Consider the following 24,948-nt stretch of genomic DNA (forward strand, 5'->3'; position numbering starts at 1 on the left):
ATGGTTGCCTTTTCTCTTCCCTATTTCTTCTTTACTTGCATTTCTTTTGCGCTTTGCTTTCCTTAACTCATCAACTTGCAACACGTTTGCAGTATCCTTTCCCTATTTCTTTCAACTTGCAACAGTATAATTTATTTTTCAACCTAGTAATTTTAAAATTTTCAAGCTATTTTTCTTATATTTTGAGTAAGTTACATACATAAAATGCAACATGTTTGCGGTATCCTTTCCCTAACTTTCCTACCACTTTTTATCTAATCCTTTATATACCAAGGGTTTAAAGGTTTTTTACTTAATCCTTTATGTATCCTTCAACTTGCAACACGTTTGCGGTATTCATACCCTTATTTTTCACCCAAGATGCAACACTGTTTGCGGTATCCTTTCCCTACTTTCAATCTATAAGTGCCAAAAAACCTTTTATATCAAGGGTAATCATTGCAATTCATTATTAATGATCCTGCTAACCAACTTGCAACACGTTTGCGGTATCCTTTCCCTAACTCCCCTACCATTTTCACTCTAATCCCTTATATATCAAGGGTTTAGATGCTTTTTCTGCTTATTCATATACATATAACCAACTTGCAACACGTTTGCGGTATCCTTAACACAAAAAAAAATTAAGAAATTCTCTTAACCCTTGATACGACTAGCTTTATAAGCTGTTGCAAGTTGCTATTTTTCTTCTTAAAGGAGCACATTTCAGCAATTTTCATTTTGCTATAATCAAAATTGGAATATTTTATAGTCTTTTGGCATATATTTCTGAATTTGTAGAACGGAGGTGAAAAAGATGGGGAAATCATTTGTAATACGAAATCAACGTAGTTTAAATGGAGAAACAACCAATGCTGTGCTAGTAACCATAAAATCTTGGCAAAAATTTGTGGAAACATTTGAGGAGAAATACTACAGCTATAAAGATACATATTTAGAAGATATTCTGCAGCACATGACATACGAAGAACGTATTGCTGACGTAGAAGGCTTTGTCGAAAAAGCCAAGCCATCTTTTTCACGTCGCGCAATGTCTGCAATTGCAGAAAAAACCGGAAGAAAACATAAATTATACGGTATTACGAATGCAGATCTTGAAGTGTTCTTATACCTACATAAAAAATGCTTTACTAATGGTGTCATTCCTAATGTAACAATACATATGATGTGGGAAGATTACAAGCAATACAAAGAAGAATTTGCTTATATCCAACACTCTCAATTCTATATTGCATTAAAGAAATTAAGCATACATAACATAATCTCTATCGAAAATGGCATAGATGGCCGATATACAATCAAACTTCCTCATTTTATGAATGAGGAAACAGAAAAAGCAAATCCATACGTATATATTAGTCCCGTTGTATTTACAAAGGCTTTCTTTAAGCTATCTGTAGCGGCTAAGAAACTATTCTTAGACATCGCCATGCAACAACATACAGAAACAACATTAAAGCGTTCATTGGACAAGCAGGACGAAAGAGGCAACAAAACTCACTTCGGTGGGATGTATCGTTTCTTACATAAAAAATATCCGCATCAAATCCGTGCCGTTATCGACGAATTAACAACGGCATTACCATGTACGGGGAATCCCCTATTCAAAATTTGCAAAATGCAAAAAGGGGTAAAACATACAAAACGATATACAACTTTATATCTATCTATCCATTCGGACTTCTTATGCTCGAAAGAAGCTGGAGAAGAACAACACAGGGATCCATTTACACCAAAAGCTACCTATGCTCGTAAGGCGAAATTTATCGAAGCAGTTCTACAAGAGATGAATATCGGTGAACTGTCTGCAGACATGAATAAATTCATTCATGTATTAAAGCATACGTGTCATCGTCAAATCCGTAGTGTAATTCGCGGACTTCGTGACATGATTGATAGAAAAGAAGGATATCCAACAAAAATTGTATATACATTGAAAAAACTATTACATCAAACATCTCAATATCAAATCCTTGATGCAGCTGCGAAAGAAGGTATCTACCCTCTTATTGCGCAACATATACCAAAAGAGAGAAATAGTGACCGTGAGCAAGCTGTCTTTAATTTTGGTCTACATTACTCTATGTACTCTCTTCATAACATTAAGAAGATGTTTAAAAATGTGCATGCACTACTGAAGCAGAAGTTTGCTGTACCAGTGACGGAAGAGTCTTATCACCGTAATTATCTAAAATACCAGGAAGAAACGTTATTTAGAAAATATGCATACGATCAAGGTGTGAATCTCCATGCATATATCGCTTTAGAAATTGAAATGCGTGAAAAGCTAAAAGTTCGTGGTCATAAAGAACGCACGATTCCAAGTGATGTGCGCGAATGGTTTATCGAGGCTATTGATAAGCTGCCACAAGAAAAACTTCGTGTGATTGAGCTACCAAAGCAGTTTAATTTACTAGAGTTTATGCGTACCTTCGAACATTTAGTACGTGCTGGTATAACAATAACAACTCCAGGTCAGGTGCTAACCGCAATGGAAATAAAATAATAGCAACGAGCTCTCTATTTTTGAAAAAATCGAAAATAGAGGGCTATTCGTTTTTGTTTCATTAACAATCCTTTTCTACTACTTTATTCATAAATACCAAATCAGAAGGACTTCATGTAAAATGAAGTCTTTTTTTATGCACTTCTATACAAATTCTCTTCTACCTATACATAATTCTCCACACAACGCTAGGGAGTATTCTTCTTATGTAGTAAAACCTATCCCATAATACCTACAAAAAATCAGAAAGAAAATTATAAAAACAGTGGATATGAGGACAAATATAATCAAATGTGAATAATATTTTCCCAATAGCCTTGAGAATACTAGTGTCGTTGAATATATCTAATAAAAATCATCAATAATAATGTGAGTTATGTGGAAATACTGAGTAATGTTAAAAAATAGCAGCCTAATCTGGATAAAATGTGGGTAATTGAACGCTAGATACTGCTATATTTAACAAAATAAAGAAATTAAAGTCTATTTCCATAGTTGGATAAATATAAAGTAATTTGTATCAATTTCTTTCTGATTTCATGTAGAAACATGTGATTCCCTTTATGCTTTTTTGTAGAATTGATAGTCTAATAATCATTGAATTTCTGGATACATTTTCTACTATTTATGATTTTTTACGTTCTAACATCAAATTTTCCCTTGTGGGAGTAGATCTTTCCCCTATTTTTGATAACCTATAATAGTTTTATCTTTATTTCTTTTTAATATATAAGATATATATTTATAATAGATTTTATTATTAATAGTATGATTGTTAATAAGATGTCTGACCTAATTGGAAATATTTATAAATGCCGTTATAATAATGTTAATTAAACATATCATTACCCACATACAAAAGGACAAACCTACGTATCCCTACCAAGGCGAGGTTTGTCCTTTTTTCATTTTAATAAACAATTTTACATTAGGAGGATCAAACATGACTGTACTAAAAGATACGACTTACATAGAGATGAATAACTATAACGAGATTGGATTTTTCAAAGGAGTTTTTTGGGGATTAGTTTTTGTAGTGCCTTTTTGGAGATGCCAGCAACCGTGCGTAGCAAAGGGCGGTAGCAGGTATTTCCCTTATTTTCTGTTATAATAATTCCTAAGAAATTAGGTGATTATAATGAACAAAAACATTAATTTAGAAGAAACATTAGCAGCCTTTTCTGCTTATTTAACAGAAAAAGGACGGAAACAATCCACGATTGAACGTTATACTTACGATATTAAAGATTTTTATAAGTGGCTAAGAACAAATGAGAAACTTCTACATATCAAATCATGGAGTCAACTTTCTGAAGCGGACTATCAGAAGTATTTCTCTGAGTTAGAAAACAAGCGTAAATATTCTCAGAAAACAAGACACAGAATATGGGTGGTTTTAAAGAAGTTACACATGTTTTTAGGTATAGTTAGTCCATTGGATGGTATTCCTCTCTCTTTAATTCCGGATCAATCACTAGATGAAAATGATTTTATTACCGAATTAGAAGAAATGCTTTTAAAACAAACTGTTCTATCCACAAAGGGGTTAACAGAAAGACAAGCTAAATATCGGCCTCTAATCATGGATAGAAACGCTTGTATAATTAATTTAATAGTAAACTACGGTTTGTCTTTACAAGAGCTTGTATCGCTTAATATGAGCCATATACAGTTTGCTACAAATACCTTAATTGTACCTGAAGAAAATGGAGCAACGAGGTCTGTCTCTTTAACTATGGAAGATAAGCAGCAGCTTTACAAGTATTATACGACTATTCCGGACCCCGTAAGGCCTCGACAACACACAGATAATCCCCTATTTGTGGCATTTGATTTTAATCGAGGTACGTATCGATGGGTGTACGAAAATGATGCACCAAAGGCTTTGTCTGAAGTTGCTATACAAAAGATGATACGACTTGAAGTGAAACGTGCGGAGTTAAATAGGCGTATCTCTGCACAGCAGATGAGAAACACTTTTATTCTCCGTCTAATTAAGCAAGGATTAACTGAAGATGAGTTGGTAAGTAGGATGGGGTTCAAAACTAAAATATCTTTAAAAAGATATTATCAATATTTACAGTGACCTATATTAACCATACTAAAATAAGAAGACGTGTTCTATAAATAGAATACGTCTTCTTATTAATGTACTTTTCTTTGATTACTTCTTACTTTTCCTCATCTATCTTTTTAATTGCAGCTTCGTTCTGACTGATTATATCTTGAAAATGCTCTTGCTTATTTTCTTCTACAAACTGTATAAGTTCTTCGAATTCCATTATTATCACCTTATTTCATTAACTTTGATTACTTGTTCTAATTCGAATACAGAAAGTACCTGGATGTGTAAAAATGTCTTTAGGGCATTCCAAACCTCTCAGTGGTCATCTAACTGTAAAGCGATAATAAAGTTATTGAATTTTGTTATGAAATACATAAGAGCCTTGCACATTTTATTGTAGCAAGGCTCTTTAAAGTTGTTTAATTTCTTGTACAATCACTGATTAGGAACTAATGGGTGTAATAATAAAATTGTTTAAAAATTCATTCTTTATACCGCGATCTCGTCTTTTTATGGAAGAAGGAAATATTCTAATTTATTTACTCGTTATCACCATTATTGTTGACTTGACAAATAGTTAGATGCCACTTTGTTTAGAAAATAAGTGTAACCTACTTGCCATTGTTCAAACATGTTTCTGTGAAAATCGTCTACAATAAATAGCTCAGTTTGATTTAAGAAATCGTATGGTGTAGATGGATGACCATCTTTTTCTAAAAAGGATAGATGTTTTTTCACCCGTTCGAAAACCTTTGGGTCGTTTGCGGAGACACCTTCTTGTAAGAATTTAATCATATCTTCATTAAATGATTTTGCTTCAATGGCAGAATCATTCATTGATTCTACATCAATAGTTTGATTCGTCAAATCAAAATCATATTCTTTTTTCAAATGTTCGTTTTGACCCTTTAATGCTTCTTGCCATTCTCCTTCAGTTTTAAAACCCCTAAACATTGATGCCATATCTAAATCGACTCCTTCTTTAGTATTTTTGATGGAGAAATTGATCGTATCAATTAGTTCTTTAAATTGATTGATCTTTTGCTCTAGTAAATCCCTTTGCTTAATCAACGTATTCTCTCTGTCGATATTACCATCTAATAATTGTTTAATTTCCTTAAGAGGAAAATCCAGCGCTTTGTAAAAAAGAATATGCTGTAGTCGTTCTAAATCCTTTTTTCCGTATAAACGATATCCAGCTTCTGTCGTTTGCTCTGGAATCAAAAGACCTATCTTGTGATAATGGTGTAACGTCTTTACTGTTGTATGGGATAGTTTTGCAACTTCATTAACGGTATACAGCTCTATTTCCTCCTTTCCATGCTCTTTATACTAAAGTATCCTCTAAGGTAAGAGTCAACACTAAAAAAGGCTATATGTTTTTGTAGATCATATAGCCTTTTTAATTAAGTTTTCTTGCCTTGATTCTTAAAAAATATGGTCGTTTAATGGAATAAGATAATTTGCGTTTTTAACCATCTTTATTGTTATTTAACAGCTTTTGTGTGAAAATAATAAAGTTGTTTAATTTTGTATCTAGAAATACAGTAACCATCTATCAAAAATGACTGATAGATGGTTACTAAAGACATTTAAAAACCCTAGTATTTCTTCCATTCTATGATTTTTTAGAGATAATACAGTGGTTTAATTACGGAAGGCGAATCGTTAAGAATAGCCTCTTACTTTTTGAAAATCGTTGTATTTTCTATACGAATTGAATCCACTTCCCCACAATTCAAACAAAATGTGTAAATCTTATTAGAACTTTTAAATGAGCTTTTACTTGGCTTGACAGGTATATAATCTGTAGCTTCTGTAAATTCATTGTTTCCACATTTCTCACATTTTTTATTTTCCAATAAAATCCCTCCTAATTACACTTAATGAATATCGAAATATTGATACTTTTATTATACAAAAACATAATAAGAGGTGGAATAAAAAACCAATTTCACTCTAGCTTTTCAAACAACTTTATTTGTTTTTAAACGACTTTATTGTAAATTAAACAACTTTATTATCTCCGTACACTAACGATACCTGGAGAGCGCTTTTCCAAACATCCATCCCAACCTCGTTATATTCAGGATTTCCTTTTATAAGGCATGCCTTATGTATAGTAAACGAAACCGGATCAGCTTTTACATCTTGATATAGTAAAAGTGTAGGAACCCAATCAATTGGAGTATATAGGTGCATAAGATTCTCCAAACATTTCTTTAGAACGCTATTGTCTCCTATGCAATGTATTTCACCGCTTATTGTATCCATTATGATTTTTTCACTCGGATGTATCTCTCTAACGTAAAATGGTACTTGTTCTTCATAATGTTTATATATCCTTTTAAATGCTTCTATGGCCTTTTCTATTGATGTCGCATTAATAAAACTAATTTTATGTTCCGTAGTAATTTCTAATATGTATAGGCGCATAATTATTCATCCCCTATATTTTCTATATATTAATTGATACATTGTATCTTCTTACTTTTAATTTAAAGAAAGTACCTATTTTAATGGTACTCTCTTTAAATATATCTCCCATTTATATATTAATCTATTGGAAATGACTCGTTTCCTAATTTCTTAAGTACTTTTGCAAAGAGATGGTTTGTCTCTTCGGATAGCATTTCATCTGTTTCTATTAATCTAGAAAGTCTATTTGTAAACTCTGCAGCATACAAAAGCTTCGTACTAGCTTTTTCATCTTCTTTAAACAATTGTTCATTCTTCATGGATTGAATTAAGATCTGAATAAGCATTTGTTTATGTTGTTCGTTTTTCTTTCCATGGTACATATCCATCCCTAACCAATGACGGACAATTCGTTCAGCGTCTCTTGCTTCTGTTACATCAACTCTAGATACAACAAAGGTTAGCTTGTTCCAAGTTAATTTTGCTACTTCATTTGAATAATTGGAAGGAAAGAAGAAAAAGCTTCGGTGTGTAATTCTTTGCCGTTCTTTAATCCAACGAAATAGTTCCTGCTTTCCTAGATGAATATCTATTTCTACAAAAAATACGGGAAACGGTGACGTTGTTTTTTCCTCATTTATTGTACAATCGGGCTTGAAAACCAATTCACCTAGATATGCGTGGTATACAGGTTCCAATTCATCTCGATATACTCTAATTTCATCTGTTTCATACCAAGCTTGAAGAATAGCTTCGATCTCTTCTTCAGATATAAGAATCGTATTCATCTCTTGCTGCGTAAAAAGTAAATACTCTAAAAGCATTCTTCGACCTTCTACTGTAAGTCCTCCTGGTGCATAATCTCCTTTTTCTGTGCGATCAAACATAATATAGTCGTATTCAGCATGATAATGAATTGAAAATAAGTCTGAATCCCTTTTATTTTCGTTTCTAAGGAGTGTTTGTAGACTGCGCCTATTCATTACATTCCGATAACGAATATCGTTTCTAATGGAACGTAAGAAGCTTTTCCAGGATTGTAGATAAGCATAGTCCGTATACCCCTCACTTATTAGCTGGGTTAGCATTTTATCCTCACCATTCATCATTAAGCAAGTCCAACATCCACTACGTGAGTTTGCAGCTCCACAAGCATTTCCCTGCTGTTTCCCACCTGTTTTTATGCCACATTCAAACATAGCTTGTCCATACTGTATGCTCATTTCTTCCACGTCCACACCAAAAGGCAGTATTTCTCTATCTAAAAGTAACATCCATACTTCATCACCGGTTAAAAATTTAACTGGATTAAAGCAGAGGATATTCTTCATGTCATTATGACGTGAAAATAAGGAATCATTACTTATCTCATGCTTTTGAATACTATGTCTTCTTCGCGCGCTCTCTTCATTACGAACGGCCAGCATAAGCACACCATCATATTCATCAAAGCATTCTACTGCAGTAGTAGTTTGAGATGCTAATAAGATTTCTTTCATCTTTCGCTGCATCGGTTTGACCTTGAGAGAGTCGGTACACCATCTTAATCTACTGTTTCCGCTCGGAGGTAAAACGCCTCTGCCTATTACCTTATACCAATATGATTCTTTCATAAGTGGTTGCACACCATGGACGACAAATGGTAGGTTTTGCTCATTTGCACTTTCCTGGATCTTTTGTAATGTCCGTGAGATATAAGCCGTCATAGCAGGTGTTTCTACTCCAACTTCGGAAGTTAAGATATGAATTGGATTTGTACGTTCCTCTATTGGTAGCTCGGCAATTGCATCCCATAGTAACGTCAACATGGCAGAACTATCTTTTCCCCCACTGTAACCTACAAAACAACAATCTCGAGATAAATAGACTTTTTTCATTTCCTCTTTAATTTCTTTATATATATCCATCATTATATTGTTATCCCCATAGCAAAGTATCATTTCATACTGCCGTGGAGCATTCCTCCTCTTTTTTTAGATAGAAAAAGAGAGTCCCTTTAATAGGCACTCTCTTTTATGTATATCCTCTATTTTTAATCAACCGTGATTTCATGTATATTCAACTTGTTTAACTTTTCCATAAAAAAACTCATTACTTTTTGAGCATGTTGTATAGCGATTAATCCATCTTGAACAGTAAGTGCTTCAAAATACGGATAACGAATGTCTGTAGCATAACCATTCAGCTGCACGCACTGTTCTAAAATCAATGAGAATTCCTCATCTAATTTCCGACAAGATTTGTGCAGCATTAAAAGGTTATGAGTTTTTGGGACTGTTCTACCGTTTAGTGCAAGAAACCCTTTTAGAAGTTTTTCCACACATTGTTGACTATGATAACAAATAATTGCAGTAGGGAAAGGTTTCATGTGAGTTAAGTAACTAGCAGAATCTAAATCAGATTTTGCAATGAATACCCACTCTTTTAGATCCTCAATATTTTTCATATAGGACCGTCCCTTCTAGTGCAATCTTATGTTCCATAGTTACATTACGGCTAGCACGTTCTTGAAACTCTTCTGGACCATACACTAAAATATCAACTGGCGTTTCCATTACATCGTAAATCCCCCAATTGATACGATTAATGACTTCCCTTTTTCTTTCTCCTACACCTTCCACAACAATACAGAGATCAAAATCACTGTCTTCATTTGGTGTACCATATGCATGAGAACCAAAAAGGATGATTTTTTGGACAGAAGACACAGTTTCACAAATCTTTTGCACCAATAGGTCCAATTCCCTTTGTACCTCTTCGTTAATCCGAATCACCCCTCGGATAATGTAATTAAATTGACGCTTAAGTATATTATACATACGTTTCCCTTCCCCTTGCTATTACATATTTATTTTTATATTTTTCTCTTGTTTCCCAACGTTCTGCAATGCTTGATAACATTCGTATATCAGCTTGAAATCTTGTAGAAATCCATCGTCAGAGATCCTATGAAATCCTTTAAAGTTCTTTCTACACCAATATAAAATGCTAGATTCATCCTTCGCTAAAAAAGAATCCGGATTGAAATGTATCAAAGCCTCTGCTAAACAAGCCAGAAGCAATGGTATCATTTCGGAATCTTGCTTTGATAAATCAAGTACAGATACAACGGTATACTGTTTATATTGGTAGTATTGTAGAACACCATTACACATGTTTGTTGGTGTTAAACTGTGTTGTAATTGAGTGGAATCTAATTGATACACTCTCATGTTGTCCCCTCCTATATCATTACCCCTCAATTGGTGCAGCTTTCATAAAAGCCTTTTGAGCTTGGAAAATGATATAGTGATTCGATACGGTACCTTCATCAAAGAATTCGTTGACGAATTGAGCAACAGTCATGGCAGCGAACTTATTAGTAATAACGCGCTGTGGTTCTGAAGCAGCTAATTCGGAACAACTTAATTGACTCGGAGCCGTTTCCTTTTTCGTAAAAGCATCCGGAAATAAATCACCAAGCGGTGAAAGAATGACCTCGCCATTCAATTTAACTCCACATACTGCTTGTCCGTTATAACCACTGTTTTTATAATCAGCTATTTGTTGAGGTGTCCAATGTCTTTTATTTACTTCTCTCCAATTATCAGGAACGGTTACAGCTGTATTCCCTACATCAATGTAAAGAAGATTATCCGATTGATGGAAGAATTGATGAAAGACCTCACGAGAAAACATATTATCTACTGCCCCAATTACAATTGGCAGATACAAGTAGTCGTCTTTATGTTGTTTTTTTAATAAATCATATTTATTACCAAACAACTGCTGCATTGTTTCTATGTCTTCTATGTACTGTGACGTAAAGGAAGAGATAGGAACGTTATAGCCAGCTTTATATCGACGAGCCAGTACTTCTGCTTTGTATTTACCAACATCAGGTCGAATAAAGAGTTGATTTCCAAGATTTTTGGTTTCTACGATATCCGGATCGGCAACTACTATTTCACCGTTTAATTGGAAAATACTCATCATTTGAGCAATATGTTGTAAAATTAATCCTCCGTTTCCTCCAGCACCTATTAATACAATATGTGGTACAATCTTCTTTCCTTCTGCAATATCAATAACAATACTCATTTTTATAGCCCCCTAGTTTTCTTTTGATAGTGTATTCTTTAAATTTCGTAGAAATGAAATCGATAAATTTGTCATCCTATGCACGGTATACAAGTCAAATGAATGCATCACTAGTATCGATGCAGCATAAATGACTCCTTCCTCTTGCACAATGCCTACAACATATTGAAGTAAATTCAACTGCACAACAAGCGTATCTACATATTCTTGATGTGTGTTTAAATCAATATGAGTATTCTTCCTCTGTCCTTCTAATGCTTCATATATGTGATTCATCTCTAACTTGCACATAAATTGAAATAGTTTATAGTCATCATGTGATTCCTCTATTGTTTGTTTATTCTTTGTAAGAACTAACATGTAATGCTTTATCTTTGTAAACATTGAAACGTGAATTGTTTTTAATGTTGTCATAATAAAGAAAGAGACATAAAAATATGTCTCTTCTACGCCCCCCTTGTGTATTTATTTTAAAAGTGTGATCCTACTTAAATCGTAATTTTGGCTTATCCCTTCCGTTGCATATTCTCCTGCAAATATAAAGTTAGGGTTAATAGAATGAAATTCTCCATCTATACAAGTGCGTACACGTAGGTCAGGGAAAACATCCTCTATTCTGCCAACAATTGCATAAAGAATAGGAGCTCGTTCACTCTGATCATCTAATTTACTTGGCTCAGCTGAGAAACGATGATGACTGTGTATCTCCATAACTTTCATAGCGATAGACTGCATCTCTATATTCGTTTCTGGAATTACAATTTCAGTTGATACCTGCTGGTGTGGAAAGTCCATAAAATAACCACGTTCCTTATTGAAATAGATATCAGCATGTAATTCGCAATCACATTTACGAGAAATGGCCTGTGCAATAATAATAAAGTCCATTAATAGAGTTCTCGGAATAAAATCTCCAGGTAAAAAGTGATCCCGCCAAGAACTAAGAAAAGAAAAAGGACAATCTGAAATGGATTGTCCCTCTACAATACTTGCCCCTTTTGCGCCGACAGTTAAAATCGGAAGTAGTGCATTTGTATCCTCATCAAATTTAATGACAGTTAAGCCTTTAACAAACGAGGGATAACGTTGCTCTAATTTTACGCGAATGTCCTCTGCTTCTATTTTTCTTACATCTGTGGAATCTCCATTCTGAACGGCAATTCCATGTGTAATTTCTTCTTCTGTAAACCAATCTACTAACAGTATATCTCCAAATACTACATGACGAACAACCGTTGTTGTATTGATTTTATCTAGACAATCTGTAGCTTTTGTAGCCTTAGCTTTTTTACTACTCTTTGTCTTATCTTTTGCTTTTTCCTTTTTCTCTTCCTTCTTAGCAGTGGCTTGCTCTGAAGCAGCTTTTTTCACTGGTACTGTTGTTTCCTCTACTTGTTTTTCCATATCAAAAAAACCGAATAAGTCTGTCATAATAAAAAATCCTCCTAGTATGTTTGCTTTTATATAGTCCTGCTATTTATTAAAAGGTAATTTCTGATTCTATTAGAATGGAATCATCAAAACTTTGGTTTTCAAATCGTTTAAATAACTCTCCTACTGGTTCCGTGTGAGTATGTGTAAGGTCATGGTTGAATGAACTTGCAAAGAATAAAACATGAAATGTTTCTAAATCTTTTAAAGTCCGAAATTCAGGAATCACAACTCTTCCCGTACATACAGATCCATTAGCATGAACATTAGAGTAAGGGAATTGATATAACTTCCTTCCTTCTTCTAACTCCATGTCTTCTTTTACAGCAAAGACAGAGATATTCGTAACTCGTTTTTGGTACACCGTATAACGAAATAATAGACGTGGAAAGCCTACTTGTTGAAACGGTCGTTCAAAAAAATGAATATCCCACTGAGCCTTTGGTACTTCAATCCAAACAGCTTGTTTATCTCCACTCTTAGATAACACCTCGTGTTTTATACAACCTTTTGGGAGTACGCCACTAGAGTAATGAGTATTATCTTGTGTACCCTGCTCCATAACTTCTTTTAAAGCTAAATAAAAGTCCTTAAAAGTAACGGCAGTTTCTCCACGTGATAATTCGTTGTTAAATTGCTGAATGGTTACAATTCCTTTTGGCTCTAAAGCATCAAATATTGCTACTGTCTTCATTTGTTATGTCCCCCTGCGTATAGATTGTTTCCACTAAATCTAGTAACATCTCAAATTTATATGGTCCGTATAATGGTTCTTGGCCATAATAGAGATACAGAGATTCTTCATCAATTTGATAAGAATGCTGCACTGGATAACAATCTAGTAATTTAGAAATTTTTTCTTTATGCTTCGGTGATATGCCGTCTATTGTTTCAGCTATAGCACCCCATGTGTCCTCTGCTGCTTCCTGTATTTCCTTTAATGGTATGTCGAATAGTGTAGAGAGCTTTTCATACTCTTCTTCATCAATTGGAAAAGCTTCTAAGCCCATCTCTTCGATCATGTCCGTACCCAATTCTATAAATCCTTCTTCATGGTCTAATTCATAGATATTCTCTCGTTCTAAATACGAGGGAGAATACTGTGTTACATCAATCGAAAGCGCATGCATGCTTTTAAAGTAACGTAAGAAATGAAATTGACATGAATAAAATTTAGATAGATTTATGTTTAATAGGTTCATGGAAAGTAAGAAGATGACAATCGTATCTGTTGATTCTATGTCCTCCCACCTTATTGTTTGGTTTTCATCTAGAAAATCCACACAAGTAAGGATTTTACCAATTGCTCCATGAGAGATTTTGTTGAAATCTATTTCTATATCTTTAGAAAGGCTTTCTAATATATATATTTCCTCTTGATATCTTTGTTTAATTTGTTCCCAACTTACGATGCTATAAGTTTTGTTTAACTTAAGTGATAATAAGTAGTTTGACATCGCTACATTAGATGAATAGCTAAATAATTTCTTCATTTTTAGGTCCTCTGTACTAACTTGCTATATTTTTTGTTAACTGTATCTCTTCAAAGATACGAAGTAACATCTCAATTCGTTTAATTGCTGGAAAATATGTATCATCATCATAGAAAAGGTAAAGTTTTTCCTCTTCAGCTTGGTAAAGCATACGTATATCAAACTGATTCTGGATTGAATGAAAGAAACTTTGCTCCTCTATCTTGATATTAGAGAGCATTTCACCAATTGGACTCCATGCATTCTCAACAATTCGGTTTATCTCATCCATGGATATATGAAATAGATTCGAATATTTGATTAAGGTATCTTTATCGTCGCTATCTACCTCTTCGTGATGTAATTTCATATCTCGAAGTAAGTCATCACCCCAGCTTTTAAATGAATCCTCACAATCGTATTCTTCGAAATTATCTTGTTCTAAATAAGTTGGGTAATAATCTTTTACAGGAATACCCAATCTATACATACGCATAAATATCTCCATAAGATACAAATGCGATGTATAGAAGCAGGAAAGATCAGTATCTAAAGATTTTTCCGCAATCATAATTATTTCAAGTAAGGTTTTCGAATCAATTAAATCAATTGGGAAATTGGAGTCTTCCTCTAAATAAGAAACAGTAGCCATTACTTGTTGAATGGATCGTTCTGAAATCTTACTAAAGTCTATTTCTCTTGAGTGCTCTAAACAATCTAATATATAGATTTCTTCTTCATGCTTCTTATCTGCAAGTAATCCATGCAGTAAGTGAGCATTCTTTTGCATTTTTAACGAAAGTAGATACTTTCTTACTTTCTGGTGATTGTATGTAAATAATAATTTCATACCTGGTTCCCCTTCGTCTTTTCTCGAATCATTGCTGCAAGACGGATTATAATTTCATAATAAGAAAGTACCCATTCATCAAATGAGTACTGTTCATAACCATCCTCTAGAAATTCAATCAAAATATGACTGGGATACGCTTCACTTTGATAGGTGTTAAACGAAAATTCATGTAACACGAATTGAAAATCAGATTGTGTTATATGTTCCGAGCCTATACATAAATAGTAACCAGCTGTATCGAAGTAACATCCTTCCGCAGCCATAGAACTAATATCTGAAGCAAAATTCAAATACATGTCTTCTGAGCTAAATAACGTCCCATCTAACAGGTCTTCTTCAGTTCCAAAGGCAAAGTGACAAAATATACGTGTTTGCTCGTTAAAACGCGCAAGCGACTCGAATAATAGTTCACTTGTGATATGCAACTTGTCCCTGTGAAAATCATTGATATTGATTAAGAATGGGGTGTTATATTTACGAATTAATTTTTGTATACGTAGTATCCGAATGTATACTTTCATTTCATTTCCTTGATTAAATAAATATCTCATCTTCTAGCCCCTGCTTTTCTACATCTTCTAGTTGTTCAGTGAAAAGATGTAAATGTAGCATTTCTTTTAATACACAATCTGGACCACTTATACGAAATGAATTTCCACTATAAAACGTGACATAATGCCGTAGCTGTTCAAATTGCTTTTCAAATTCATCTATATGTTCTAATGGTATGTTTTCTAAATCAGGCATTTCGTTCGCAATAAATCCATTTATAATCGATTCAAAGGATTGACGAAGTTCTTGATTATTAGGAAGGACTTCTTTTGACTGTAAAAAGTCAAAGAAGTCACTGTGATTCATACTCATTTGGATGCCCCCTTACACGCGAACCGGTAGAATTAACTGCAGATTAGAGTGAGTTGTATCCTCTGCTCCCACTACAACGATAGGTCTCTGATTACTAATCATTTTTATCGCGATTGTTTCAGAAGTTATCGTTTGTAGTGCTTGCAGCAGATATTCCACATTACAAGCCAATGTAAATGCTTCTACTTGATTACATGGAATTTCTACACTTGCAGTACCTACTTGAGAATTTTGTGGTTTAAGATGGATGCTTTCTTTTCCTTCTGACGTAAGCACGATTAAGGAAGAAAATGCTGAAAGCTGCTCCAACGTGTTTTTAAATTCTTCACGTGATAGTTGTATTTCACTTTTAAATTCGTCGGGTACCATACGTGCCGTATCAGGATATGTACCAGCTAGTAATCTAGACTGATAGATAATACTTTCGCCACGGATTAACAGCTGTGTATCACTAATGAGCTTTAATTGTAAATTTGTTTCACGATTAAAGAGCTTAAGAGCTGTTTTAAGAGACTTAATTGGTAACACGACTTCACCATCTTTTGCGATAGTGATCTTTGTACAATCAAAATGTAAACGGGCTAAACGGTGAGCATCAGTTGCTATACTAAAGAACTTATCATCAACTGATTTTAAGTTCACACCTGTTAGGATCTTACGTGTATCCATTGCAGGAATAGCATGTAATGTTCCGTTGGCCATTGATATAAATTGTTCTTGCGAAAGTGAAATCCAGTCTTCCCCTGCTTCAATTTTGATTTCAGGATATTCTTCATGATCCATGGTACAAAAGCTAAACTGTTTCTTCATACTTTCTACAATTTTCAGCTCATTATTTTTATGTTCAAGACCGATGAATTCACTTTTGAATTTCTTAATCGTTTTAAGTACCGGAGCAGCTGCAAAAAGCACCTTGCCCGGTTCAGTACAATCCCCACTGTTTACGTTAAAGCGAGTTACTAATGTTACTGTTTCTGTACCGTCTGAACCCATTAGAATCATTCCCTGTTGATTACAATTTAATAAAACACCTTGTAATGCGGGCATTGGGTTTTTCACGTCTACATTAGCACTAGCTTTCTCTAATTTTTCGATAAATAATGTACGGTTAATAGTAAATTTCATAATAAATCCCTCCAAAAAGTAATAAAAAAAGAACAGACCTCATATCCTGTTCATTCGTTTTCCTGCTATAAAACAAAGCTTTACGCACTTTGTTGTTTTTTTAACTGTTCTATGAGTTGATGAATGGCTTCTGTATGTTCTTGAAGTAACCATTCTCTAAAGGTCGTAATATCACCAGGTATAAGAGCAGATAACCAACGGTTAAGCTGTTTCTCATTTCCAGGACGAATATTCTTTGCTTCGTGAATCAACTGTAAACTAGTTATCATTCCTTCTAAACCACCAATTGTTGTATCCTCAAATGTTCTCGCTTGCGCATTATAATTGTGATTATAGGCAAGTAGAATATCCCTAGAGGCGATGTTTAATGGCTTTGCAAGTTCTTGGATCTTTTGAATTAATAATCCTAGACTTGGTTGGCCATTCGATTGTTCCTTCTGTAAACTTCCTTGTTTATTTTTTTGCTGTAACATAGTAGGTGGTGTGAAATAATACCCTTTCTTCTGGTAAGAAACATAGATATCATTTTTCCCCTTACTATTTGTAGTAAGCTCTACTTTATGTGGTTTTATATTATATAAATATCTTCCCACACCCCAAAGGACTGCTGCCCTTTTTAAGCTATTGGAAAATCCACCTTTTACAGCATTGTAATCAGATTCTTCACTTCCATCCTCTTTTGATATCCAACGTTCATTCAAAAACACTGAAATGGTACATTTTGTTGCCTTCTCACCCCATTTTTCATAAGACACTTGCCATTTATCAATACCAAAGACTTCATCAAATCGGTCCTGAATGGCACGTGCGTCAACAAATGGAGCTACATATGCAAAAAAACGACCTTGGCTTTCAAATGTATGTGTAATTTTCCACCCTAATTGTTCGAATGGAAATTCAGCTTGTAAACTTTCCATTATATTCGTCATAATAATCCTCCTGTATTACTTGTTATTTCGAATCTGGGTGTTTTCACTCTTTCTTTCGAAATTCATCAATCATTTCACATATAATTCCTCTGTTTTCATGTAGCAGCCAATCCTCATAGGAAGTAATATCTTTTCCTGATTGAATGGATAGGCGCTTATTCAAATCTTCTATACTTTTACAACTGATATTCCTTGCTGCATAAATGAGACTTAAGCTTACTTTCAAATCTCTTAAATCAGAAATGGTAATATCCTTAAATGTCGTAGCTTTCGTATTGAAGTTTTGATTGTGCGCTTGCAGCATTGATACAGAACTGATCCAACAAGGATTAGCTAGTTCTTTAATTTCTTCAATAATGTCATGTAAATGAGCATCATTTTGTAATTTACCTTGTGATTTTTCAATGACTAAATTCATGATGTTTCCCCCTAATTAATAAAATAATTGCCTAAAGTGCTGGCTATACAATAACTCCAAACTTGAAGACAACACAAAAAGGGCTTCTTCAAGTCGATTAAAAATGTGCATAGCAAAATAAGCTATATATACACTAATCGGCTCAAAGAAGCCCTTTCATAAATGAAACAAGACGCAACTTGCTTCTACAACTCAACCACAACACAAAAAAGGTGTGGGAATAAACGGAATCAATTAAACAATAAATATATCCGTATATTAAACTATCTTTATTTTTAATGCAAGTAAAAAAGAGTGAAACAACCGTATCACTCTTTCATCCATCTTCGATGATTTTTAGGATGAACAGGTATACTATATATCTTCGCATCGTCTGGTTTCGTCAAATCTTCTACTTCAATTTTTACAACTTTTAGATGGTACGGCATACGACCATTGCTAAAAATATCCCCTACACAAATTGTCCAAAGACTTGTTTCTATTTCAGTTACACTATTCATTTTATATTCTCCTCTACAAACTAATAAAAAAGACATTGAACAGATACGTCCAATGTCTTTTTTCCCTCTTATATACTAGTTAACTCAAAGTATAATTTTTCTGGTTTTCCATATATGCTAATTTCATTTTGATATACGCCAGCTAATGGCTGAGGCATCTCAATGCTTTCCATATAGGATAATGAAGCAGCTGCTTCTATTTTTTCTTTAATCTCATTAGGAATGGCTGAGTAAGATAAGCTATCCATTTTACTTCCTAATTTAGTATCTGTAGCAGCTTCATAATAAATTTCGGTAATTAAGACCTCATTATCATCTGGATCATACATATATCCTCGGTTAACTGTAATCATATTGTAGTGCTCCTCTCAGGTTTACATTTTCTAATTCCTTGTGCTTTTAGCATTGCAACAAGTTCCTTACCTATATATAAATCTCATATTTTCTATAGTTGCATTCCATTCTATATCTACTGTACTATGTCTCTTTTATGAATTGTTCTTAAAAACGGAGAGTTCAGAAATTCTTAACAAAAGTAGGATATAATAAAGCCCTGGATTTGGTAGTAATTTCTTACCGCTTTTAATATTCGACATTCTCTAAATTCGTTTTTTTTTACAGTGTAATAGCATAGACCCAGGAGTCTTTTTCAAACCTAAATGTATCAAGATCTTTATCTATACGATAGAAAACATTCGGTTCATGCTCTGAAACTACTGCAAAATACATATAAACTGTTCCTTTACCTAAATATTCAATTCTCTCAATTGATAAAGAGAACATATCCCTCATAAGTTGTTTACAATGTAAAATCTCTTTTAGTTCTTTTTCAACATTCATAATATACACCTGCTTTATTAAATTTTTGGTAGTAAATTTGCTATAACACATGGAAAATCTACAATTTTTTGACGATGATAAATTTCTTCGACGGTATCATAGATTGCTATATGTCCATAATCTACCTTTACCCGCTCACGCAAACCTAATTGTTTAATATTAACGTACTCCACTTCACCATAATCACTTTGCGCTTCCATTAAATAAAATCCTACTGCTTCATATGGACTATTGGCTGCAATAATTTTTATAGCAAGTCTTTCTCCATAACTAACCTCATAAAATTTCATTTTTACTTCCCCCTTAGATATAGAAAAAAGCACCTTATAATTGTGCATTAATCACTCTTATTATTCGTTTAGCCTAGATGGTCTAATACACGTAGTTCCTAACTTAAAGACAACACAAAAAGGGCTTCTTTAAGTCGATTAAATATGTACATAGCAAAATAAGCTATATACAATAATCGGCTCAAAGAAGCCCTCTCATAAATGAAACAAGACGCAACTTGCTTCTACAACTCAACCACAACACAATAAGGTGTGGGAATAAACGGAATCAATTAAACAATAAATATACGTTTATATTAATCTATTTTTATATGATATTCAATTGTTTTTAATAGAATGAAGATAAGAAGGGACCTTCTATGTAGTTATTATATGTATTGAAGAATAGTGCTCTTGTTTTCCCTACTAAAAATCCCTTCTTATTTTCAGTTCTTGATGTTACTTCATGTACTGCAGTTCAAAATATAGCTTTTCTGGCTTTTGATTTTGGGTTAAATGGCAAAGTATTTCTTGAATAGTTTCTTCTTCTACTTCCATACTTTCCATATAAGACATACTTTCGTTTTCTTGGATCTTTTCAAAAATGGAAGTAGGTAGCTTGTCTGCAGCAAACACACTCATTTTACTTCCTAGCTTTTGTTCGGATGCAGCTTTGTAGAAAATTTCGTTCACAATGACCTCATTATCATCTGGATCGTACATGTAGCCTCTTTGTATACGTAACAATATGTTACCCCTTTCTTATATATTCCTTTACGCGAAATAAAAATATTTATATATATTGTTTTTTTCTGTATAAAGGTGTCAAAGAATATTATTTCGTAAAATCCGTACTTTGTATAGAGGTAGATACAGGATTATTAGTTTTCTTAAGTTTTTTTGGTATAGGGCGTCCTTTTTTAAACATTTCTAAAAAAAAGAGAAGCTCATATTCTTTTACGAATAGCTTCTCTGATAAAATGTTACTCCTTTCTTTTTAAACAAAGTTACACCCACCACATCTGTGAAGGATTTTCCTCAATTAAAATAGATTGAAGATTCTTTGTGGCACGTTTAAATCCTTCTTGAATAGACATGAGTGGATCTTCGTGTTCAATACTTACAACATAATCATATCCATATGTACGAAGTACACTCATTATTTGCGACCATTCATCTAAGCTATGGCCACAACCAACAGAACGGAACGTCCAAGCTCTTGTTTTCACTTTACCGTAGGGCTGCATGTCTGTTAAACCATACATATTCACATTTTCTTGATCAATGTAAGTGTCTTTTGCATGAAAGTGATAAATTGCATTTTCTTTCATTAATAACCTAATAGCAGCGATAGGGTCAATTCCTTGCCACCATAAATGGCTAGGGTCTAAGTTAGCACCTATTGCATTGCATGTCTCTTGACGTAGTTTTAGTAATGTATATGGCGTATGTACTAAGAAACCACCGTGAAGTTCTAAACCAATTTTCACACCATGTTCTTTTGCAAATTCACCAACTTGTTTCCAATAAGGAATGAGCTTTTCTTCCCATTGCCATTTTAAAATATCGTTGTATTCATTTGGCCATGGTGCAACAGGCCAATTCGGGTATTTTGCGTTTTCATGGTCACCTGCTACACCTGAAAAACAATTCACAACAGGTACGTCTAGTAGTGAAGCGAGTTGAATGGTTTTTAACAATGTTTCATGGGATTTTTTTGCAAAAGCAGTATCCGGGGATAAAGGATTTCCGTGACAACTAAAAGCGCTAACGATTAAATCTCTTTTTTGTATATGTTCTATATATGTGCTTCTGACTTGTTCGCTTTCTAATAATAAATCTAAGTTACAGTGCGATCCTCCAGGATAACATCCTGTACCAATTTCTACAGCATGCAAACCAGCTGCTTGTACATAATCTAGCATTTCTTCAAACTCCATATGAGAAAAAAGTGTTGTAAATACTCCTAATTTCATTTATCTTCCCATCCTTTCTACATGTGTGTTACTACTCTCGTAAATTGCATCAATAATTTGTGATACTTGCAGCGATTCCTCAGGTTTTACAATTAATTTTTCGTCGTATAAGCAAGCTTTTATAAAGTTTTCAGCTTGCAAAATTCCAGGATCACTGTTAGATCCTATCCAAATAGGTTCACTATTTAATAGCATATTATGTTTTGTTGTATATAATTCAAGTGGAAAAACATTCATTCCACCGTTTACTCCGGAGATACTTACTTGTTCTTCATCATTTTTAATATTTGCTGCCCAAGAAGTTTCAAATATTAATGATGCTCCATTTTTAAATTTTATGTATGCGGTAACATGATCATCAACTTCAAATGTTTTATAATCATATTTCCCCCACATGTTTATTTGATTTTGTAGCTTACTAACTGCATTATAGACACTACCAATGACTTCTGTTTGTTTTGGATTTCCAATTAACCATAGTGCTAAATCAAGAAGATGACAGCCGTAATCTATTAAACTTCCCCCACCTTGTAATTCTTTATTTGTGAAAACGCCCCATCCTGGCACTTTTCGGCGACGGAGTGCCTTTACACGAACAACAAGAGGCGTTCCAATCTCATCTATCATCATTTTTTTTGCAACTTGTGACTCCTTCATATAGCGATAATGATAAGCGATAGCAAGTTTTTTACCGCTGTTTTTGGCAGATTCTATCATTTGTTCACATTCTGTCGCTGTTAAAGCCATTGGTTTTTCACATAATACATGTTTCCCTGCTTGTAATGCTGCGATAGAAATCTCAGCATGAAACTTATTTGGTGTACAAATACAAACAGCATCAACTTCTTTAAAGACTTCCTCATACGTTTCAAATACATAAGGAATGTTATATGTTTTAGCGGTTTGTTTTGCGCGTTCTATGTTTCTATCATGTATAGCCGTAATCGTACAATATTCATGTAACTTTACAAATGCAGGGATATGGCGACCTTTTGCAATTCCTCCGGTCCCTATTATTCCAATGCGTAGTTTCTTCATGTCTTCACCTTTTCTCATAATGGAATTGTAACAATTTGTTTTGTTTCACTTGATTGTATGGCTGCCAAAATGACTTCTAGCGATTTCATTCCTTCTACGCCATTAATTAACGGCTCTTTATCAGAAAGAATGGACTCTACAAACCGCTCAATCACATGTGAATTACTTTGACTAACTACAGCATTCGATTGAATTTTATCAAGCTCATATTTTACAACTTCACCATTTTTATATTGAAGAATGAGTGAGTAAGTTGGATCATCTTCTAGGCGAAGAGTGGCCTTTTCACCATAAATAATTGTTGAATTATCTTCTTTGCTAACGTAAGACCAACTTGCTGCAAGTGATCCGATAATACCACTTTCGCTTTTCAACACACATACTGCACAATCATCTACATTAGAAAATGTTTTTGCGCTCGTCTCAACAAAGGCGCCAACTTCTGTAATTTCTTCATTCAGGATATACCGAATTAAATCGGCTTTATGTACACCTAAATCACCCATTGCACCAAGAAACGCTTCATCTTTTTTAAAGAACCAGCTCTCTTTTCCGTCTACACTCCAATTTTCAGGACCACTATGACCAAATGCTGTACGGAAGCTATATATTTTTCCAATTTCTCCATTTTCAATCAACTGTTTTGCCTTTTGGTGAGAAGCGACAAAGCGCTGGTTATGACCAATCATTAACTTTTTACCGTTTTTTTCAGCAGCATTAATCATCTTTTGCGCGTCTTTTTTTGACGTCGCCATTGGCTTTTCACATAGTACATGAATGCCTGATTGTAAAGCAGCGATAGAGATTGATGCATGTAAATCATTTGGTGTACAGACACTGACTGCATCTAACTCTTCACAATTGATAAGCTCGTTAAAGTCAGTGTACATATTTACACCATATTTATTGGCAATTTCTTTTGCGCGTTGTTTATTACTGTCACAAACAGCTACAATCTGCACATATGGGTTTTCTTGGTATTCTGGTAAATGACGATACTGCGCGATGCTTCCGCAGCCAATAACACCTACTTTTAAAATATTCACTATCATATCCCCCTTTTGCTCGATTTGAAATTATTATAGAAATTTTTCTACTTAAAAAATATGCCATATATCGTTATGTTTATATCAAAAGTTGCCTTTTTCTATTAGAAATAAGACAACTTACTTATCGTATTTTGATAAAGGTGTTATATTGCTAACAAGGAGGTGTAAACGTCTATGACAGAAGGGATTTATAATAAACTTACTGAAGCAATTGAAGAAAAGGTCACTTATCAAAATCCATTACTATTTTTAAAGGTATGGGACATTGTTATGGAAACTTCTTATTATGATCAAATTGAGAGTGCCCCTTGGCATTATCATGAAGAGATTGAGTTTTTAGCAATTATAGAAGGATATTTAGGTATACAAAATAAAGATAAATATATTGTTCTTGGCCCTGGGGATGTTTTTATTTTGGGGAAATCTGAGTTGCATCGGTCACATAAAACTTCTGCAGATTCGTTACACTACATTGTGTTTCAAGTAAATTTAAAACAACACTTTGACCGAAGCATTATACAATATTTACATTGCTTTTCAGAACAAACAAAATCTCTAAATGAGTTAAACTATATTTTTGAACAAAATAAAGTGGTAAAACATGAGGCTTATGCTCTTATTATAGAAATCTTTACAGAATCAAAAAAGAAAATAAACGGATATGAAATCGCAATTAGTGCTGCCATTAAGAAATTACTTTTAATACTAGTAAGAAATGATACACATAACATTTTAAATTATAGTGAACAAGACGACTTGGCTCGTTTAAAACCCGTACTTGATTATGTAGAAGATCATATAGGAGAAAAGATAACCGTAACCAAAGCATGTGCATTAATAAATTTAAGCTATCATTATTTCATAAAATACTTTAAAAGAATTATGGGTATTTCCTTTTTGGATTATGTAAATTATAAGCGCATCAAACAAGCAGAAAGTTTATTAATAACAAGTGACCTTAGTATTTCAAATGTTGGATGTGAAGTTGGAATTGCAAACATGTCACAGTTTTATAAGTTGTTTAAAAAAGAGAATAACTGTTTACCAAAGGAGTTTAAGCAGCGAATACAAAGCAGTAAACAAGCCACCCTTAAAAGAAATTAATAGCTTGTAAG

Annotated in this window: 29 protein-coding genes and 1 pseudogene; 4 read left to right on the forward strand and 26 right to left on the reverse strand. The window is 33.7% G+C overall.

The genetic code is table 11. The annotated features are described in order from the left end of the window. Positions 1-796 precede the first annotated feature (796 nt). The 3 genes from COL05_RS08230 (at position 797) to COL05_RS08240 (ending at position 4,592) form a co-directional block, all read left to right on the forward strand. Positions 797-2,506 (forward strand): hypothetical protein, encoded by a 1,710-nt coding sequence (locus COL05_RS08230; protein WP_098668238.1) that lies wholly within the window; start codon positions 797-799, stop codon positions 2,504-2,506. A 943-nt stretch (positions 2,507-3,449) separates the two neighbouring features. Next, positions 3,450-3,617, forward strand: coding sequence for a hypothetical protein (locus COL05_RS31205; RefSeq protein ID WP_180233431.1), 168 nt, complete (start codon positions 3,450-3,452; stop codon positions 3,615-3,617). Positions 3,618-3,644: 27 nt separating this feature from the next. Continuing rightward, entirely contained in the window at positions 3,645-4,592 is a 948-nt protein-coding gene (locus COL05_RS08240; RefSeq protein WP_098668239.1) for a tyrosine-type recombinase/integrase, read from the forward strand. A 534-nt stretch (positions 4,593-5,126) separates the two neighbouring features. Here COL05_RS08240 and COL05_RS08245 read toward each other — a convergent pair. From COL05_RS08245 to COL05_RS08370, 26 genes and pseudogenes are all read right to left on the reverse strand, one after another. Continuing rightward, positions 5,127-5,879 carry a MerR family transcriptional regulator gene (locus tag COL05_RS08245; RefSeq protein WP_306475308.1) on the reverse strand — a complete coding sequence of 251 codons (753 nt, stop codon included), beginning with the start codon at positions 5,877-5,879 and terminating at the stop codon, positions 5,127-5,129. Positions 5,880-6,253: 374 nt separating this feature from the next. Beyond that, positions 6,254-6,433, reverse strand: coding sequence for a hypothetical protein (locus tag COL05_RS08250; protein ID WP_098668241.1), 180 nt, complete (start codon positions 6,431-6,433; stop codon positions 6,254-6,256). Positions 6,434-6,578: 145 nt separating this feature from the next. Then, the gene (locus tag COL05_RS08255; RefSeq protein ID WP_098668242.1) at positions 6,579-7,007 is read right to left on the reverse strand and encodes a hypothetical protein; all 429 of its coding nucleotides are present in this window, start codon (positions 7,005-7,007) and stop codon (positions 6,579-6,581) included. Positions 7,008-7,126: 119 nt separating this feature from the next. Beyond that, positions 7,127-8,899: a phosphoadenosine phosphosulfate reductase domain-containing protein gene (locus tag COL05_RS08260; protein WP_098668243.1), complete on the reverse strand. Its 1,773-nt coding sequence runs from the start codon at positions 8,897-8,899 to the stop codon at positions 7,127-7,129. A 122-nt stretch (positions 8,900-9,021) separates the two neighbouring features. Continuing rightward, the gene (locus COL05_RS08265; RefSeq protein ID WP_098668244.1) at positions 9,022-9,435 is read right to left on the reverse strand and encodes a HEPN domain-containing protein; all 414 of its coding nucleotides are present in this window, start codon (positions 9,433-9,435) and stop codon (positions 9,022-9,024) included. Continuing rightward, positions 9,422-9,808 carry a nucleotidyltransferase domain-containing protein gene (locus COL05_RS08270; protein ID WP_000282354.1) on the reverse strand — a complete coding sequence of 129 codons (387 nt, stop codon included), beginning with the start codon at positions 9,806-9,808 and terminating at the stop codon, positions 9,422-9,424. Before COL05_RS08270 ends, COL05_RS08265 begins: the two co-directional genes overlap by 14 nt. A 21-nt stretch (positions 9,809-9,829) precedes the next feature. Beyond that, a complete protein-coding gene (locus COL05_RS08275) occupies positions 9,830-10,201 on the reverse strand; it encodes a hypothetical protein (protein ID WP_098668245.1) in 372 nt (123 codons plus the stop codon). Between the two features lie 19 nt (positions 10,202-10,220). Beyond that, positions 10,221-11,069, reverse strand: a complete 849-nt coding sequence (locus COL05_RS08280) for a ThiF family adenylyltransferase (RefSeq protein ID WP_098668246.1) — start codon at positions 11,067-11,069, stop codon at positions 10,221-10,223. Positions 11,070-11,081: 12 nt separating this feature from the next. Then, entirely contained in the window at positions 11,082-11,483 is a 402-nt protein-coding gene (locus COL05_RS08285) for a hypothetical protein (protein WP_098668247.1), read from the reverse strand. A gap of 51 nt (positions 11,484-11,534) precedes the next feature. Continuing rightward, positions 11,535-12,500, reverse strand: a complete 966-nt coding sequence (locus COL05_RS08290) for an MPN domain-containing protein (RefSeq protein ID WP_098668248.1) — start codon at positions 12,498-12,500, stop codon at positions 11,535-11,537. Between the two features lie 49 nt (positions 12,501-12,549). Beyond that, entirely contained in the window at positions 12,550-13,194 is a 645-nt protein-coding gene (locus COL05_RS08295; protein ID WP_098668249.1) for a hypothetical protein, read from the reverse strand. Beyond that, positions 13,172-13,993, reverse strand: coding sequence for a hypothetical protein (locus tag COL05_RS08300; protein ID WP_098668250.1), 822 nt, complete (start codon positions 13,991-13,993; stop codon positions 13,172-13,174). The genes COL05_RS08295 and COL05_RS08300 overlap by 23 nt, the downstream gene beginning before the upstream one ends. Positions 13,994-14,009: 16 nt before the next feature. After that, positions 14,010-14,822, reverse strand: coding sequence for a hypothetical protein (locus COL05_RS08305; RefSeq protein ID WP_098668251.1), 813 nt, complete (start codon positions 14,820-14,822; stop codon positions 14,010-14,012). After that, the gene (locus COL05_RS08310; RefSeq protein ID WP_098668252.1) at positions 14,819-15,376 is read right to left on the reverse strand and encodes a hypothetical protein; all 558 of its coding nucleotides are present in this window, start codon (positions 15,374-15,376) and stop codon (positions 14,819-14,821) included. Before COL05_RS08310 ends, COL05_RS08305 begins: the two co-directional genes overlap by 4 nt. Continuing rightward, a complete protein-coding gene (locus tag COL05_RS08315; protein ID WP_098668253.1) occupies positions 15,360-15,689 on the reverse strand; it encodes a hypothetical protein in 330 nt (109 codons plus the stop codon). Before COL05_RS08315 ends, COL05_RS08310 begins: the two co-directional genes overlap by 17 nt. A gap of 12 nt (positions 15,690-15,701) precedes the next feature. Continuing rightward, positions 15,702-16,814: a DNA polymerase III subunit beta gene (dnaN, locus tag COL05_RS08320; protein WP_098668254.1), complete on the reverse strand. Its 1,113-nt coding sequence runs from the start codon at positions 16,812-16,814 to the stop codon at positions 15,702-15,704. An 80-nt stretch (positions 16,815-16,894) separates the two neighbouring features. Next, a complete protein-coding gene (locus COL05_RS08325; RefSeq protein ID WP_098668255.1) occupies positions 16,895-17,743 on the reverse strand; it encodes a Rad52/Rad22 family DNA repair protein in 849 nt (282 codons plus the stop codon). A gap of 43 nt (positions 17,744-17,786) precedes the next feature. Next, positions 17,787-18,161, reverse strand: coding sequence for a hypothetical protein (locus tag COL05_RS08330; protein ID WP_098668256.1), 375 nt, complete (start codon positions 18,159-18,161; stop codon positions 17,787-17,789). A gap of 314 nt (positions 18,162-18,475) precedes the next feature. Then, positions 18,476-18,661 (reverse strand): annotated as a pseudogene (locus COL05_RS08335) (hypothetical protein); the annotation flags it as partial. 68 nt (positions 18,662-18,729) lie between these two features. After that, positions 18,730-19,014 (reverse strand): hypothetical protein, encoded by a 285-nt coding sequence (locus COL05_RS08340; protein ID WP_098202228.1) that lies wholly within the window; start codon positions 19,012-19,014, stop codon positions 18,730-18,732. Between the two features lie 262 nt (positions 19,015-19,276). Further along, positions 19,277-19,501, reverse strand: a complete 225-nt coding sequence (locus tag COL05_RS08345; RefSeq protein ID WP_098668258.1) for a hypothetical protein — start codon at positions 19,499-19,501, stop codon at positions 19,277-19,279. A gap of 17 nt (positions 19,502-19,518) precedes the next feature. Beyond that, positions 19,519-19,791 carry a hypothetical protein gene (locus tag COL05_RS08350; RefSeq protein WP_098668259.1) on the reverse strand — a complete coding sequence of 91 codons (273 nt, stop codon included), beginning with the start codon at positions 19,789-19,791 and terminating at the stop codon, positions 19,519-19,521. Between the two features lie 438 nt (positions 19,792-20,229). Next, positions 20,230-20,517 (reverse strand): hypothetical protein, encoded by a 288-nt coding sequence (locus tag COL05_RS08355; protein WP_180233432.1) that lies wholly within the window; start codon positions 20,515-20,517, stop codon positions 20,230-20,232. A gap of 260 nt (positions 20,518-20,777) precedes the next feature. Continuing rightward, positions 20,778-21,746: a sugar phosphate isomerase/epimerase family protein gene (locus COL05_RS08360; protein WP_098668260.1), complete on the reverse strand. Its 969-nt coding sequence runs from the start codon at positions 21,744-21,746 to the stop codon at positions 20,778-20,780. Beyond that, positions 21,747-22,784 (reverse strand): Gfo/Idh/MocA family protein, encoded by a 1,038-nt coding sequence (locus COL05_RS08365; RefSeq protein ID WP_483861165.1) that lies wholly within the window; start codon positions 22,782-22,784, stop codon positions 21,747-21,749. Positions 22,785-22,798: 14 nt separating this feature from the next. After that, positions 22,799-23,830, reverse strand: coding sequence for a Gfo/Idh/MocA family protein (locus COL05_RS08370; protein WP_098668262.1), 1,032 nt, complete (start codon positions 23,828-23,830; stop codon positions 22,799-22,801). A gap of 177 nt (positions 23,831-24,007) precedes the next feature. Here COL05_RS08370 and COL05_RS08375 point away from each other — a divergent pair, with 177 nt between their 5' ends. Further along, positions 24,008-24,937 carry an AraC family transcriptional regulator gene (locus COL05_RS08375; RefSeq protein ID WP_098668263.1) on the forward strand — a complete coding sequence of 310 codons (930 nt, stop codon included), beginning with the start codon at positions 24,008-24,010 and terminating at the stop codon, positions 24,935-24,937. The last annotated feature ends 11 nt before the right edge of the window (positions 24,938-24,948 follow it).

It is taken from the genome of Bacillus sp. AFS059628 (genome assembly GCF_002571225.1).
In the GTDB taxonomy this organism is placed as follows: domain Bacteria; phylum Bacillota; class Bacilli; order Bacillales; family Bacillaceae_G; genus Bacillus_A.

Excerpts from the sequence above, each read along its gene's own strand:
- COL05_RS08230 (WP_098668238.1), top strand. The coding sequence starts at position 797 with ATGGGGAAATCATTTGTAATACGAAATCAACGTAGTTTAAATGGAGAA.
- COL05_RS31205 (WP_180233431.1), top strand. The coding sequence starts at position 3,450 with ATGACTGTACTAAAAGATACGACTTACATAGAGATGAATAACTATAAC.
- COL05_RS08240 (WP_098668239.1), top strand. The coding sequence starts at position 3,645 with ATGAACAAAAACATTAATTTAGAAGAAACATTAGCAGCCTTTTCTGCT.
- COL05_RS08255 (WP_098668242.1), bottom strand. The coding sequence starts at position 7,007 with ATGCGCCTATACATATTAGAAATTACTACGGAACATAAAATTAGTTTT.
- COL05_RS08260 (WP_098668243.1), bottom strand. The coding sequence starts at position 8,899 with ATGATGGATATATATAAAGAAATTAAAGAGGAAATGAAAAAAGTCTAT.
- COL05_RS08265 (WP_098668244.1), bottom strand. The coding sequence starts at position 9,435 with ATGAAAAATATTGAGGATCTAAAAGAGTGGGTATTCATTGCAAAATCT.
- COL05_RS08270 (WP_000282354.1), bottom strand. The coding sequence starts at position 9,808 with ATGTATAATATACTTAAGCGTCAATTTAATTACATTATCCGAGGGGTG.
- COL05_RS08275 (WP_098668245.1), bottom strand. The coding sequence starts at position 10,201 with ATGAGAGTGTATCAATTAGATTCCACTCAATTACAACACAGTTTAACA.
- COL05_RS08280 (WP_098668246.1), bottom strand. The coding sequence starts at position 11,069 with ATGAGTATTGTTATTGATATTGCAGAAGGAAAGAAGATTGTACCACAT.
- COL05_RS08285 (WP_098668247.1), bottom strand. The coding sequence starts at position 11,483 with ATGACAACATTAAAAACAATTCACGTTTCAATGTTTACAAAGATAAAG.
- COL05_RS08290 (WP_098668248.1), bottom strand. The coding sequence starts at position 12,500 with ATGACAGACTTATTCGGTTTTTTTGATATGGAAAAACAAGTAGAGGAA.
- COL05_RS08295 (WP_098668249.1), bottom strand. The coding sequence starts at position 13,194 with ATGAAGACAGTAGCAATATTTGATGCTTTAGAGCCAAAAGGAATTGTA.
- COL05_RS08300 (WP_098668250.1), bottom strand. The coding sequence starts at position 13,993 with ATGAAGAAATTATTTAGCTATTCATCTAATGTAGCGATGTCAAACTAC.
- COL05_RS08305 (WP_098668251.1), bottom strand. The coding sequence starts at position 14,822 with ATGAAATTATTATTTACATACAATCACCAGAAAGTAAGAAAGTATCTA.
- COL05_RS08310 (WP_098668252.1), bottom strand. The coding sequence starts at position 15,376 with ATGAGATATTTATTTAATCAAGGAAATGAAATGAAAGTATACATTCGG.
- COL05_RS08315 (WP_098668253.1), bottom strand. The coding sequence starts at position 15,689 with ATGAGTATGAATCACAGTGACTTCTTTGACTTTTTACAGTCAAAAGAA.
- dnaN (WP_098668254.1), bottom strand. The coding sequence starts at position 16,814 with ATGAAATTTACTATTAACCGTACATTATTTATCGAAAAATTAGAGAAA.
- COL05_RS08325 (WP_098668255.1), bottom strand. The coding sequence starts at position 17,743 with ATGACGAATATAATGGAAAGTTTACAAGCTGAATTTCCATTCGAACAA.
- COL05_RS08330 (WP_098668256.1), bottom strand. The coding sequence starts at position 18,161 with ATGAATTTAGTCATTGAAAAATCACAAGGTAAATTACAAAATGATGCT.
- COL05_RS08340 (WP_098202228.1), bottom strand. The coding sequence starts at position 19,014 with ATGATTACAGTTAACCGAGGATATATGTATGATCCAGATGATAATGAG.
- COL05_RS08345 (WP_098668258.1), bottom strand. The coding sequence starts at position 19,501 with ATGAATGTTGAAAAAGAACTAAAAGAGATTTTACATTGTAAACAACTT.
- COL05_RS08350 (WP_098668259.1), bottom strand. The coding sequence starts at position 19,791 with ATGAAATTTTATGAGGTTAGTTATGGAGAAAGACTTGCTATAAAAATT.
- COL05_RS08360 (WP_098668260.1), bottom strand. The coding sequence starts at position 21,746 with ATGAAATTAGGAGTATTTACAACACTTTTTTCTCATATGGAGTTTGAA.
- COL05_RS08365 (WP_483861165.1), bottom strand. The coding sequence starts at position 22,784 with ATGAAGAAACTACGCATTGGAATAATAGGGACCGGAGGAATTGCAAAA.
- COL05_RS08375 (WP_098668263.1), top strand. The coding sequence starts at position 24,008 with ATGACAGAAGGGATTTATAATAAACTTACTGAAGCAATTGAAGAAAAG.